Here is a 13,554-nt window from a genome sequence, read left to right as displayed (position 1 = left end):
GCCTCACATTGTCTGCTGCACCCTGCTGACGAGTAGGTTGTAGGCCTTGAACTGCTCCAGCACCTCCCGGTTTTTCAGGACGGGACCGTAGACCATCTCGGTTCCGCCCAGGTCCTGCTCCTCGTTGATCTCTATCAAGAGCGGCCCTTCCTCCGTGATGCAAAAGTCGAGGCCCAGTAACTTGTGGTAGTGGAAGTGCTGCTGCACCCTTTTGGCCAAGTCGACCACCTCCGGCCAGTAAGGTACCTGGAAGTCCTTGAACGGCATCCCGGAGTCGGGGTGCCGCGCGTGCAGCGTCGCGGCAAAACCGACGGCGAATTCGCCGAGCCTGCCGGTGACGAGGTCGACCCCAACGGCAAGCCCGCCGGAACAAAGGTTATCGACCACGGAGCCGCCGACACCGAACCTCATGATGGCGCAGACCAGCACCACGCCTGAATAGTCCGACTTCAACATCGTGGACAACCTGATGGTGTTGGTGGTGATGGAAAACTGCTGCACCAGATGGTGCTGCCTGACGTATTGCTGCACCACGGCGGGGTGGTTGAGCTCGAACTCGGAGAGGTCGCAGACCTCCTCGTTGCGTCTGACCTTGATCCGGTCGCCGTCGCGGAAGGCGACGACGATCCCCTTCCCTCCCATCCCGTCCACGGCCTTTACGATGAGCCGCTCCCCGGGGGGCATTTGCGCGACACAAGCGGCGAGCCCGGAGCGGTAGTCCTCGTGGGGGTAGAGCGTAGCGAACTGCGCGGGAAGCGGGAAACCGGCGTCGTGGCACAACTGGTAGCAGATCTGCTTGTTGGCGAAGAGCACGAAGTTTTCCCTGCTGTAGATGAACTTCTTGAACTGCCGCCGCTGGTACGCGTCGTATATCGAGCCGAAGTAATACTTCCATTCCTCCCTCTTCTTTTCCCACAGGCGGCAGTAGAAGTAGTGGTCGGGGTAGTGCTTCAGGACGAAGAAGATGTACAGGAGGTCGAGGCACACGGCGAGCTTGTTCTTGCGGCAGATCCTCCAATCGATGCCGCAAAAGAAGTAGTAGGGGAGCGCGAGGAAACGGATGAACCTCCTGAGATGCGGGGTAAGGGTCCCGCCGAGTTGCGAGGCGGAAGCTATCGCCTTGGTGTAGATCGCATCGACCTTGCCGCTTGCGCTTTTTTCTATCAGATTCATAAAAACGACCTCGGGCTACGGAAAGATCCGTAGCAGGCAAAAGATCCGGGAGGGCGCCCGGTTTGAGGTGCATGCTTCACGTGGTTCTCGAGCTCTTCAGCACCGAGCTCACCACGGCGCAGGAACGGGAGCAAAAGTAAAGGAAGTACAAAACGACCAGGTGAAAGTAATACCGGTATTTCCTCGACCGCCGGACCCGGTATCCCGAGCAGACGGCGCTTACGGCGAGCATGGCCAGTGGGGAGTACAAAAGCGGCGACTGCCTCCCCGTCGCCAGGGTCAGCAGCAGCGCCGCGGTGAAAGACGCGAAGCCGAGCAGAAAAACGGCAGTCATGAAAAAGGTGCCGTCGAACGAGGTGACCCGCAGGTCCTTCACCATGTCGATGCCGTACCAGAACTCCTTCCTGGCGAACTGCCTGAGCGTCTTCGAGTTGCCCAGGTGCACGCAGCGTATGGAACCCGAGCCGATCACCTTGTATCCCGCCTCGATCACGCGCCTGCAGATGTCGGAGTCCTCGCCGGTGGTGAGCCCCTCGTCGAAGCCGCCGATCGCTTGGAACAACTCCGCCTTGAACGCGCAGTTCCCGCCGGGGACCAGCCCGGTCTGGTAGGTTCCCCCCCCCCGCTCGTAGAGCCAGGCCTTCTCGACCCAGGTGTAGCGCTCCGGGACCAGGTAACCCGAACCCGCCGCCCCGGCGCCTTGAAGCTGCAGGACCTTGACCACCTCCGAAAGCCAGTCGGAAGCGACGATGCAGTCGCTGTCGACAAAACCCAGGACCGAGCCCCGCGCGAGGCTTACGCCGTGGTTTCTGACCGAACTGATGGTCCCCCCGATTTTCGTGGTCAGCGTCACCGGGTAGCGCCGGGCTATCTCGGCGGAGTCGTCGGTTGAGCAGTTGTCGACGACGATCACCTCGAAACTGTCGCGAAGGTAGTCGCAGGCGAGGATGCTCTGCAGGCAGGAGTCGAGGGTTCTGTGCGCATTGAAGACCGGTATTATCACTGATACGAAAAGAACTTCCATGGCTATCCCATTGCGCAGCTCGCAAGCCTCGGCGAGCGCTAGTTGATTTTCCTTTCGAAATATCTCAGTTTGCCGGACTTGCTGCGCTCGATCCGATCTACCCTGCTGATGGCGATCTGCATGCAGGGCGAGATACGGTTACTCAGTTCCTGCAGGTAGCGTCTCTCCAGTTCCTCGGAATACTCCGCGTTGGCGACCAGGGTTATCTCGACACGGTCTGCCGCCGTCTGCACCGCCTTGAACTGGTCCACCCCTTTTTTCAGCACGTAGGCGAAGATGGCGTCGTAGATCTTCCCCCCCTCGGGGGTGATCACGTAATCGTCCTTCCTGCCGGAGATGACCTCGAACACCGGGAGGTTGCGGCCGCAGCTGCAGGGCTTGCCGACGATTTTGCCGCGGTCGCCCAGCCCGTACCTGATAAAGGGGAAGTGGCTCGCGTGCAGTTCGGTCACGTAGACATCCCCCTCCTCATCTATGACGCTTTTACCGTCCTTGATGATCTCGAGGACGATGTTCGACGCCATGAGATGCATGCTGCCGTGCCGGCATTCGAACCCGATCAGCCCCACCTCGGTGCAGCCGTATTCGCTCACGAAGGGGGCGCCGGTCGCGGCCGAGATCAACTCCCTTTCCCTGGGATACACGTACTCGCCGGTACCTACCACCGCCTTGAGCGGCAGCGCCGACAGGTCCACCCCCTGCTGCGCCGCGTACCTGCAGAATTCGGCGATAAGGCTCGGGTAGCCGTAAAAGTAGCTGGGGGCGAAGCCGCGCAGCCGGGCGTAGAATGCCTCCTTCGCCTCCAGGCTCAGATCGAAGGCCGAGAACCTGATGCGGTTTCGCAGCAGGTCCTTTACCCTGGCGACCAGGGCCCCCTTGGCGCCCAGCGGCATGCCCCAGAATCGGGCCTGCGGGTCCCCCATGTCGATGCCGTACCAAGCATTGGCCGCATACTGGACCGAGTCCATGTACCCGGTCGCCAGGCGGTCCTTGTAGAACTGAAAGGGCATCCCGGTCGAGCCACTGGTGGAGCGGTAATCGAGCCCCCTTCCCTTTTTCCTGCGGTCCTCTTTCACCGCGGCCCGCATAGCCTCCTTGGAAACCAGCGGCATCTCCTGCAGCAGCTGCAGCACCTCGGCGGGACGGACCTGCTTTCGATGCCGGCGCAGGTCACGATAAAGGGAGAGCTCCAGAGAAAGCGCACGATCGATGACCCGGCATAGGGCCTCTTCTTGATGCAACGCTATCCGCTCCGAAGAAGCGGCGTTGATCTCCTGGACTTCACGGACCAAAGGGGCCACGTACTCCCCTCTCAGGTAGTGCACCGGGTAAAACAGCAGGTTTTTCGCGATCTCGTTCCTCATATGACCTCTCGGCGGCCCACCCTATCCGCCTACGGTGCAGCGGCTTAGTCCCCCGGTCGCTGGATCAGATCAGTTCACGGTAGAGCGACCCGATCTTCCGGTTGAAGATCGAGTGTGAAAAGTTGTCCCGCGCGCGCTCGAAGGCAGCTGCCGCCATGCGCCTTCTCCGGTCGGCGTCGACCAGGAGCCCCGCGATAACTTCCGGATAACGCGGGGATTCCGAGTCCAAGAGGATGCCGAACTCCTCCGCAGGTATGATCTCGGGGATCCCCCCGACGTTGCTGGCCACGACGGGGACCCCCGCCGCCATGGCCTCCACAAAGACCATGCCGAACGGCTCCGCACGGGTGGGGAGAAAGAAGAGGTCCAGGCTGGCCATGAAGTCCTCGATGTCGTCGCGCGGGCCGACGAGGCGGATTTTTTCCGAGAGTCCATTGCCGGCAATCTCCGCGCGGAGCTCCTGCGCGAAGCGCTCCTCCCCGAGCCCGTCCGGTCCGGCGATGACGAATACCGCCTCGGGTACCGAGGAGAGCACCTTCTGCGCGCAGTTGACGATGATGTCGATCCCCTTCCGGTGGCAGATCTGGGCCACGGTCCCCACCACCGGTGCATTTTGAGGGAGGTTCAGCTCCTGCCGGATTGGGCGCCCGGCGCGGAACCTGTCGATGTCGATGGGGTTGTAGAGCACCTGCGTCTTCACCGGGTGGAAACGGTAGGCGTCGCACTGCTCGGCGAGCGCCCGGGAAACGAACAGGTAGCGCGATCCCAGCCGGCAGTCGAGGTTGCGCAGGTTGATCTGCTCGTGGTTGTGGATGTGGAACACGACCGGGATGGAGAGGAGCCTCGCTGCGACGGCGAGATCGAGGTTCCACCCCAGCTGGTTTATGTGCACCAGAGAGATCTTGTTGCGCTTTAAAAGCCTCGTCAGCCGGAAAAGGTTCGCCGTGTTGTTCAAGAGGGTAGTGGCGGAAACCTGCCCCACCTCCCCTTCAAGGATCACGGTTCCGTTTGCAGCGAGCCTGCGCGACAGGTCGCCGGGACGCCCGGCGATGAAATAAGGCACGTAAAGGGTACGGTCCAGCCCCTCGATGAGGCGCGCCAGCACCTTGGGCGAGCCGGTGTGCACCTGCTGGGACGAGTAATAAAACAAGACGTTTTGCACTGCTTACTCCGTGTACGCCCCGGTGGGGCGTTTGATCGGGCCTCCGGGTCAGCTCCCCGAAACGGCCGCCCTGCCGAAAAGCTTCTTGAGCAAAAGATCCCTGTGCTCCCTTTCCAAGGACGCCGGGAAAGCGACCGCCAGGAAAACGGCGGCAACCACGGCACAGGTGGCGAAAAGCGAAAAAAAGCCGGTAATCCGGTACGGGTTCCAGGCGATGAAGAGGAGCGCGGCCAGGGTCCCGGCGAGCGCCGCGCTATAGGCCCTGGCGAGGTAGCGCCAGATGCCGATGTTGAGCAGGCGGCAGCTGTAGCAGACGATGCAGGCCGACGCCAGCACCAAGGGGACCAACGTCCCCACGGCGACTCCCTCGATGCCGTAGGGCTTGGCGAGCGCGACGCTCATCCCGAAATTGGCTAGTGCCTCGAAGGCCAGAATGTAAGCCAGCACCCGATGCCTGCTGATCCCCTTCAGGATCCCGTGGGCTATCAGCTGCGAGAAGGAGAAGCCGAAACCGATCAGCAGGAGCCTCAATACCCAAAGGGAGCGCTCGCCGAACTCCGGGCCCATCCAGAGGGTGATGAAATCCCCCCCGTAGCAGTAGAGCGAGATCACCACCGGCATGCTGAGAAGAAGCGTATAGCGGGTGCCGGTGACGTAGAGCCTCTCGTTGGCGCCCCCCGCCCCGGTAGCCTCGTTGGCGCTGATCATCGGTATCAGCACCGAGATTATGGCCCAGACGAACTTCTCTAGGTAGTCCAGCAAGGACGAAGGAATGGCGTAGAAGGCGACCTGGGAGACCCCGATCAGGGCGCCTATCACCACCGAGTCGGTGTAGAAAAGGAGCTTTAGGGCGACGGCGATGACGAAGCTGTACACGCTGTAGTTGTAGATGAGCTTCACCGTGTCCCGGTTCACCGCCTGCCGGTCGAAGCGGAGATGCCCGTACTTCCGGCGCAGGAGGGCGTACTGGCATAGCGCCCGCGCGACACTCGCCACCAGTTGCAGCAAGGCAAGGGCAAGGAGGGTGTAGCCGCTTTTGAGCATCAGCACCAGGACCACGCTCTTGACGATGTTGATCGAGAGGGAGGTGCCGTTTATGAACTTGAATTCCTGCAGCCCTGCCAGCGCACCGAGGAACACGGAGCAGACGAGCCCCCCCGCAAGATCCAGGGCTGAGATCAGGAATACGGCGTAAAGGTAGGACCTGGGGATGTGATAGAGCTGGAACAGATCCTGGAAGAAGTAGCCGAAAACCAGCGAGAAGGCGAGCACCACGGAGGAGGTTATCCCGAAGATCGCCATCGAGGTGGAGTAGACGGAGCGCGCACGGTCGTCATCGTTCCGGGCGGCGCTGCTGGAGATATAGCGCACGATCGCCGTGTTGACCCCGAAATCGAGCACGGTGAAATACCCGGTGACCGACACCACGAGGGTCCATACGCCGTACAGTTCCTTGCCCAGTGTCTGCACCACTACCGGGCTCACGACGAAGGCTATGGCGATGGTCACCACCAGGTTGACCCAGTTGGAGAGGATGTTTTCTATTACTTTGCGCAAGTGCATCAGCCCAGCGCCTCACGGTAGATTTGCTGCATGGCGCGGTTCCTCGCGGCAAAGGAGAATTTGCTCCTGGCGACGGCCATCGCCTCCCTGCCGAACTCGGTCCGTAGCTCCGGAGATTCGATCAGCTGGCAGAGGTAGGTAAAAAGGTTCTGCGTCACGTGCCGGCTGAAATCTTCGGGGATCTCGTTCACCAGGTACCCCCTGAACAGCTTGTCGCAATCGAAGGCCCTGGTGTCGATCAGGAAGCCGGTGGCGCCGTGGCTTATCATCTCGGGGATGGCGAAGTAGTTGGTCGATATCACCGGAATGCCGTAGGCCATCGCCTCCAGGATGGCGAAGCCGAAAGCCTCGGTGTAGGTCGGCAAAAGGTAGATGTCCGTTTCGGGGAGGATCTCCTCGATCAGTTTCTCGCGCGGCACGCGGCCGCAGATGATGGCAGAGTTGCTCCTCACCTTGTCAAGGTACTCCTGGCGCAACGCGTCGTTCATCGTGCAGAAGTCCTGCTCGTCGCAGCAAAGCCTCAGCCTGATGCCGGGATAAATCTTCTGCGCCTGTACGAAGGCGTCGACGACGTTGGCCCCGCCTTTCCTGAAGAAATCGCCGCTGAAAAGGATGTTGACGTGCAGCGAACTGAAGCGGATCAGCTCGTTGGGTACCTCGCGGATCGCCGGGTAGACCACGGCTACCTTTTCCTGCATCCACCCCTCACCCAGTCCGCCGTAGCTTTGCAGGGTCTCCCTTCCGGAGTTGCTCCAGAAAATCAGCTTCTTGAAGTTCTTCTTGGACATGAGGTAGCGCAGGTAGGCCACCCTCGCGGAGCGGGGGAGCGGGCACCCCAGCAGGTTAAAGGTGGTCGCTTCCTGAAAGTTGGCGATGGAGTAGATCCACCGGTTCCGGGTGATGATCGGGCTCAAGATCGCCTCTATCAGGTCATGATCCGCGCTGTCGTAGTGCCCCAGGTACCCCTTGATGCCGCTTCTCACCAGGAGGTTCTTCTTGGGCAAGGGGTTGAGAAAGGAGTAGCTGACCCCGGAAGGGGGGAACTCGGCCAGCTCTTTGGCCATGCCGTGCCTCTCGGTGAAGGCCACGCGGACGGGGGTGGCTGCGCCGCCGACCGCTTTTTTCGCTTCATTACTTACCAAGTTCATCCTCCTGCTCTGGCTCGTCTGCACCCTGCCTGATATAACGGGTGCCGTCAGCGGCTTCCCGGTCTGTGAACTTCAGCAGCTGACTGAAGATCTCGGCGTCCATCTCGGTCTGTCTTCCCAAGGACTGGAATCCCTGCACCGAGCCTTCCATCAAAAACAGGAAAAGCAACGCCTGAAAGTGCTGATCCGGTACACCGAGGCGTTTGAGAAAAAGCCGGAGCAGGCGGTGCCCTTCAAGGGCCACCTCATCTTCAGCCTCCAAGAAAATGTCCATCTTGTTGGAGTAGCGTCGTAAGCTTTTGGCACCGGCGAGATATTCGAGCACTGCGGAGATGATCATCCAGAAATAGTCGAAGAATGGTGCCCTTTCAGGGGTCGCCCGTTCCCAATCTAGCACTACCAGCCCTTGGCGGGTGCTTAGGAAGTTTCCTGGCCACAGGTCGTTGTGGCTCACCACGGGGACCAGCCCCGGAAGGCAGCAGTCGAGATCGGCCAGGTGCCGGCGCGCCACCTCTACCAGTTCCGGGCTGCCGCTGGGATAGCACGCGGAAAACAGCGGGAGAAGGTGAGTGGTCAACGTGGAAAAGGGCCTGGGACTGCCGGTGAAGACATCCAGGTACGAGGCGTACCATTGGTCGAGCAGGTGCAGAACGTAGCAGGCCTTTGCCGGCTCACGATGAGTCCCGTAGCGTTGCAACACATGGCGCAGGCTCTCCCCGAAGATGTATTTTTCGGTAAAGAAGTGCCTCCCGTTCAGCACGAAATGCCTCCCCAGCTGCGGCAGCGAGCGGCAATCCGTCATTTTCGCTGAAATATCCGACAATGTGGCGAATTCCTTCTCCATAACCGGGAGATATCCACAATGAGCCGTGGTCTTCATGATCTCCCCGTGTTCGCTCGTTATATTGCGGGCGTCCAGCAGCAGTAGTTTGCCCAGCCGGTTGGAGAAAAGCATGAGCTCGGTTGCCTCGACAAGGGCTTGGTCAGCGTCGCCGGAGTAGCTGGAGCCCTTGTTGCACAAAAGGACCAAAAATGTCGACTCACAACGTAGCAATAGCGGCAGCCTGTACACCATCCGCAGGCGCAGTGACATCGTTTTTGGGAGGTAGCGTCTCAGGTACAGGCGATATGCTTTTTTGCTCCTTGCGTGGAGGAAACAGGAAAGAAGCCCGTCGTTGATAAAGAGCACCCTCGAAGCCGCGACCCCCTTTAGCCAGAGTGCCGCCGCGACTTTAAACTGGTGCAGCAGCCGCCTGCGCGGGAAATGGCAAATGACATTGCTGCCCTCCATCAGTAGTTGCAGAATATCCTTCGGACATCCCTCGAAGAAGAGCCATTTCTCCTCGCTGCGGACCGCCGCAGGATCGATGAAAAGAAGGAGATTGGGGTCGATCTCGCACCGGTTCATAGTGGCTGCTCCGCGACCGCAAGCTCCGGTTCCACGGCCAGCGGAAGTCCTGCGGGAGAACCGCTCAAGGTCCTGGAAAGGATGCCGATCACCACCAACTGCACGTAGATGAAGGGCATGGTGACGGAGTCGATGGTGATGATGCAGACGGAGAACCCGGTGAGGCCGGCGCTGCATCCCGCAAGCCACAGGCTCGGTGCCTCGCGCTGCTCCTGTTTCAGCCTGCTGCGGGCCCTGAAACCGCTCCGTATCCCTCCTGCCATAAGGAGAAAGAAGGGGAGCGCCCCGAACACCCCGCAGTCGGAAAGCATCTGAATGTAGGTGTTGTGCGTCACCTTCTTGGATTCCTTCCTGAAGACCCACTCGCGGAAGTGATCCTCAAGATGATAGAAGTTCTCCTCGAACTCCATCTTCGCTTCCGGATAGGTGAGAAAGCCGGTGCCCACCACCGGGTTCCTGGTGAAGACCATGAGTCCCGCCTGCCACAGGATGAAGCGCGAGCGGGCGGAACCCTCGAAGTTCTCGGTGTCGCTTACCCCCTGCAAGGTCTTCATCCTCTCCAAGTAGGCATCGGTGGCAAAGGGGGTCACCAGCAGGGCGAGCAGGAGCGCGATCTTGAAGGTCGCGGCGGTTTTCCTGGCATAGATGGCGAAACAGAAGAGGCAGGCGACCATCCCCAAGAGCCCCCCGCGCGATTTGGTGCAGACGATGAGGGCGACCATCACGGCGGCGACCCCCATGAAGATCCAGAACCTCCGGCGTTTGCCGGCGGCGTAGGCGAAGGCCAGGGCGACCGGCAGGAAGAGGACGTACACCGAAGCTACGCCGTTGGAATCCCCCCAGGCCGCCCCTCCGAGCCCTTCCAGACGCTCGTTTCCCAGCATCTGCTGTTCGATGCCCCAGATGCCGAGGAAGGTCAGGCAGCCGAGCAGGGTCGACTCCAGAAGTTCGATATCCGCGAGCTTCTTGACCAGCAGGTACAGCAGCCCGCACAACCCCAGGGTTTTTGCGATGTCAGTGGCGAAGTAGCCGGCCAACGGCACCTGGAACTGGGCCAGCATGATGGAGAGGTAGATCGCCGCCAGCATCCAGAGCATGAGGAGGTACTCCCGCTGGAAAACCTGGCCCAGACCGGACAATTCGCCCCGCAGCAGGCACCCCGCCAGTATCAGGATGTAGTAGGTGACGAAGACGAAACTCCCCCCCTCGCCGCCCCAGAAAAGCATCTCGGGCCGCACGATGTTGGCGCCGAGGTAGATCACCACGCCCAAGAAGGGACGACGCAGGACAGCCGGAGCCGACATTGCGATCAGGATGTAAAGGACTATCTCACGCATGTTCCACCTATTCCCTTACCTGATCATCGGGGTTAGCCTCGGCTCCCCGGTAGAGCCGCAGATAGTCCTGGACCATCTTTTCGAAGGAAAAATGATTCCCGACCCAGCCGTGGGCGGCCTCCCCCATGCGCCTGGCGCGCTCAGGAACCGCCATGAGCTCCAGGATCTTCTCGCCGAGCTCGATGTAATCGTCATCCCCCACCAGGAGGCCGGTCTCGCCCTCGAGGACCACCTCCGGGTTGCCCCCCACCCGGGTGGCGATGGGCGCCACGCCGTGAGACATCGCCTCCAGCAGGGTGACGGAGATCCCTTCCGAAAAGGAGGTGAGCAGGAAGAGCTCGAAAAGCGGGTAGATCTCGGGGAGATCGTCCCGCAGCCCGAGGAAACGCACCTTATCCGCTATGCCGAGTTCCTGGGCGTACTGCTTCAGGGCCCTTTCGCGCGACCCCCTCCCCGCGATCAGGAGCGAGGTATCGGGCATCTTTTCCAGCACGCGCTGGAAACCGCGCAGCATCATGGGGAGGTTCTTGATCCGCTCCAGCCGCGCCGCGGTCCCGATGATCCGGTGCGAGGGGGGGATGCCGAGCGAGCGCCTCTTTTCTGCGGGGTCGAAATCGGAGCCGGGCTTGGCGAAGAGGACGCCGTTGTGCACCACGGCGATGCGATCCCCGGCGAAGTTGTCGACCGCCACCATCGCCTCCTTGGTGCCGTCCGAGATGGAGACGATCTGGTCGATCCCCCACGATAAAAGCGGGTTGCAAAGGCGCCGTTTCCACTTGGGAAGGTCCGGGTAGAGCCTGCCGTGTTCGGTGTAGATGACCCGCTTGCGGCCCGCCGCGAGCGCCGCCGGGACGCTGTAGAACATGGGGGTGTACTGGTGGGCGTGCACCACATCGACACCTTCCTTTCGGATGATCCGGGCGAGCCAGGGGACGAGGGACCACTGGAGCCCACCCGGTTTGGTGGCTGGCGAGTACACCCGAAAACCCTCCTGTTGCAGCAGGACTCCCAGTTTGCCGGGATGGTAGAGACAGCAGACGACCGGGGGGGCGGGGGAAAAAACGGCGTCACGCACGAGGTCATAGACCAGCCTCTCGGCGCCTCCGCCTGCATCGAGCGAGAGGATGACGTGCATTACCTTGGGGATGATCAGATCCATAGCTGCGGCCTTCTCCTAGAGGGCATGGTACAGCCCCGTACGCTCCAGGGCCCGCTTGGCGTAGTAGCCGAGCGTCTCGGTAAGGGAGGTATAGTAGGCCCTCGTGTTGCAGTTGCGGCAGATGGCCAGCCGCCCCTGGCGCTGCGCCGCCAGGAATTCTCGGTGGTGCGGATTGCCCCAGATGGCGCCGAGGCTCTCGCGCGTCAGGTTGCCTAAGACGTAGCTGCGGAAAAAGGGGCAGGGAACCACGTCGCCGTTGGGGTTGATGGTGAGCACGGTGCTCGCGACCCGGCAATGGCAAAGGGGATATTCGCCGCAGAGAAAGGTGCGATCGGTGGTGCTGTAGTAGGTGCGCCAGTTTACGTAGAAGGGGTAGCTGCGGCTTCTCACCTCCCGGATCATCTCCCGCATCTCGACCAGATCCTCGGGCGACATGAGGTGGGAGCTGCCGTCGGAGGAGGCGAAGTAGGGCTCGGGGAGCTTGCCGTCCAGCCTAGAAGCGGCCACGTTGGCAGCCGAGAACTCCCCCAGCGGCCGCGGGTAGACCGCCTGCACCGGGTAGCCGGACAGGAAATCGAGCAGCTTCGGGAAGTTCCTGAAGTTGAGGCTGGACAGGGTGGTGCAGATCACGATGTAGGGGCGCTCCCCACAGCCGCGCACCGCAGAGAAATGCTCCAATGCCTGCGCCACCTTGGAAAAACCACCCGGCACCCCGCGGACCCGGTCGTGCATCTCGTCGACGTCGTCGATGGAGAGGTAGACCGTGCCCAACCCAGCGCCGACCAGACGCTCCACGGCATCGCGGTCGCAGAGGTTCGCGTTGGTCGGAAAATAGGAGGCGATCCCTCTTTCGGTGAGGCGTTCGGTAAGGTCGAAGATGACCTCTTTGCGCAACAGCGCGTCGCCGCCGAAGATCTCGAAGGAGCGGATGCCGTACTGCGCTAGCCCCGGCACCAGCTCCAGCCACTGCTCGCGGGTAAGCTCCGCCATGCCGCTTCCCTCCCGCTGCCAGATGGTGCAGGTCCTGCAGCAGCTGGTGCAGCGATAGGTAAGAAAGGCGATGCAATCCAGCGCCTGAACCCGCCTGTGGTGGCGCTCCCGCAACAGCTCCGCGGAGAGCTCGCGATAGGCTCCGACGAGAAGCTTCACCGTCCCCTCCCCCCGGATCCCTTGCCGGTCTCAAGCTGAAGCAGTTCGATCTGCGACGGATCGGCAACCCCAAGCCCAAGGGCCGCCGCCTTCGCTATGTACTGGGGCCTCGGCGCCACCGGAGGGAGGTCGTGCTCCTTTCTCAGCGCGTCGATCATGCGCCAGCCGGTGGCGTCGATCGCCACGGTGTCGCAAGCCACCAGGACCTTGTTCACCCGTACCACATGGCTTTGGTCGCGGCCGTTCACCCACTGGTACTCTCCGAAGATAGCGTCCATCACGATGAGCCTCGTCTTGTCCTTGATCTCCGGCTGCGAGTTGATGAGCGGTATGTGATCCATGATGTCCTTGTGGTGGTCACCGGGGTTGCCGATGGAGCCGTAATGGTTCTTCATGCTGAGGGTCACCCCGCAGTAGCCGTCCAGCGCCTTCAGCACGGGAACGTTGATCAGGTAGTCGCAGTCCCAGCGCCCCGCGGGCGCGTGCAGGGTGTTGGTGACGAGGTTCGCGACGGAATACGGGTGCCCCCCGGTGAGGAGGTTCGCCAGCCGGTGGTACAGGATCCTGGAATAGCCGCCGAAATCCGCCACCTTCCCCACCTTGACCCCGGCTCCCAGGTTGCGCTTGAAGCCCGCCAGTTCGAAGGCGTTGTCGGTCATGTCGTAGACCAGGATGTTGTCTGCGGAGACGCCGGCGAGCATCAGCCCCTCCAACACCGGTTGCACCACCTTCGCCTTGGTGTAGATCCCGCGTATCTGGCAGTTGACCTTGACGGCGACCCGCTTGGAGGGGTCGGGGATGACCTTTCTCCAGGCGCTTTTGAGATCGGCGGCGCCGGTAAGGGCAACGACCCCCTGGTTCACCATCCGCTTTACCGTCTCCGGGTCCAGGTCCGCATTGTCGAGCCCCGGCCCCGGGGCGGCCCCGGCATCGTGCACCACCACCACCCTGCTCCTTTTACCGGCCTGGGCGGCGTGGGAGACGCCCTTCCTTCCCCACGCCACGAGGACGAGCATGGCCGCCAAAACCTTCAGGAAAGTGCGACGCCTTACGGAGATCCGGAACAT

At 61.5% G+C, this 13,554-nt stretch carries 11 protein-coding genes; all 11 read right to left on the bottom strand.

Features of this window, described 5'->3' with window-relative positions; all coding sequences use genetic code 11:
- Window positions 1–3: 3 nt before the first annotated feature.
- Window positions 4–1,173 carry a sugar-transfer associated ATP-grasp domain-containing protein gene (locus GBEM_RS09010; RefSeq protein ID WP_012530229.1) on the bottom strand — a complete coding sequence of 390 codons (1,170 nt, stop codon included), beginning with the start codon at window positions 1,171–1,173 and terminating at the stop codon, window positions 4–6.
- A gap of 76 nt (window positions 1,174–1,249) precedes the next feature.
- Window positions 1,250–2,197, bottom strand: coding sequence for a glycosyltransferase (locus GBEM_RS09005; protein ID WP_012530228.1), 948 nt, complete (start codon window positions 2,195–2,197; stop codon window positions 1,250–1,252).
- A gap of 38 nt (window positions 2,198–2,235) precedes the next feature.
- Window positions 2,236–3,561, bottom strand: a complete 1,326-nt coding sequence (locus GBEM_RS09000) for a phenylacetate--CoA ligase family protein (RefSeq protein ID WP_012530227.1) — start codon at window positions 3,559–3,561, stop codon at window positions 2,236–2,238.
- Window positions 3,562–3,625: 64 nt separating this feature from the next.
- Window positions 3,626–4,723 carry a glycosyltransferase gene (locus GBEM_RS20360; RefSeq protein WP_012530226.1) on the bottom strand — a complete coding sequence of 366 codons (1,098 nt, stop codon included), beginning with the start codon at window positions 4,721–4,723 and terminating at the stop codon, window positions 3,626–3,628.
- Between the two features lie 48 nt (window positions 4,724–4,771).
- A complete protein-coding gene (locus GBEM_RS08990) occupies window positions 4,772–6,286 on the bottom strand; it encodes a flippase (RefSeq protein WP_012530225.1) in 1,515 nt (504 codons plus the stop codon).
- Window positions 6,286–7,428 (bottom strand): glycosyltransferase family 4 protein, encoded by a 1,143-nt coding sequence (locus GBEM_RS08985; RefSeq protein ID WP_012530224.1) that lies wholly within the window; start codon window positions 7,426–7,428, stop codon window positions 6,286–6,288. Before GBEM_RS08985 ends, GBEM_RS08990 begins: the two co-directional genes overlap by 1 nt.
- Window positions 7,418–8,842: a phosphotransferase family protein gene (locus GBEM_RS08980; protein WP_012530223.1), complete on the bottom strand. Its 1,425-nt coding sequence runs from the start codon at window positions 8,840–8,842 to the stop codon at window positions 7,418–7,420. Before GBEM_RS08980 ends, GBEM_RS08985 begins: the two co-directional genes overlap by 11 nt.
- The gene (locus GBEM_RS08975) at window positions 8,839–10,179 is read right to left on the bottom strand and encodes an O-antigen ligase family protein (protein WP_012530222.1); all 1,341 of its coding nucleotides are present in this window, start codon (window positions 10,177–10,179) and stop codon (window positions 8,839–8,841) included. The genes GBEM_RS08980 and GBEM_RS08975 overlap by 4 nt, the downstream gene beginning before the upstream one ends.
- Window positions 10,180–10,186: 7 nt before the next feature.
- Complete coding sequence (locus tag GBEM_RS08970) at window positions 10,187–11,338, bottom strand: glycosyltransferase (protein WP_012530221.1); 1,152 nt, start codon at window positions 11,336–11,338, stop codon at window positions 10,187–10,189.
- A gap of 15 nt (window positions 11,339–11,353) precedes the next feature.
- A complete protein-coding gene (locus tag GBEM_RS08965; RefSeq protein WP_012530220.1) occupies window positions 11,354–12,487 on the bottom strand; it encodes a radical SAM/SPASM domain-containing protein in 1,134 nt (377 codons plus the stop codon).
- Window positions 12,484–13,554: a DUF362 domain-containing protein gene (locus tag GBEM_RS08960; protein WP_012530219.1), complete on the bottom strand. Its 1,071-nt coding sequence runs from the start codon at window positions 13,552–13,554 to the stop codon at window positions 12,484–12,486. Before GBEM_RS08960 ends, GBEM_RS08965 begins: the two co-directional genes overlap by 4 nt.

This window comes from Citrifermentans bemidjiense Bem (genome assembly GCF_000020725.1).
GTDB lineage: Bacteria > Desulfobacterota > Desulfuromonadia > Geobacterales > Geobacteraceae > Geomonas > Geomonas bemidjiensis.
This window is presented reverse-complemented; position numbering and strand designations above follow the sequence as displayed.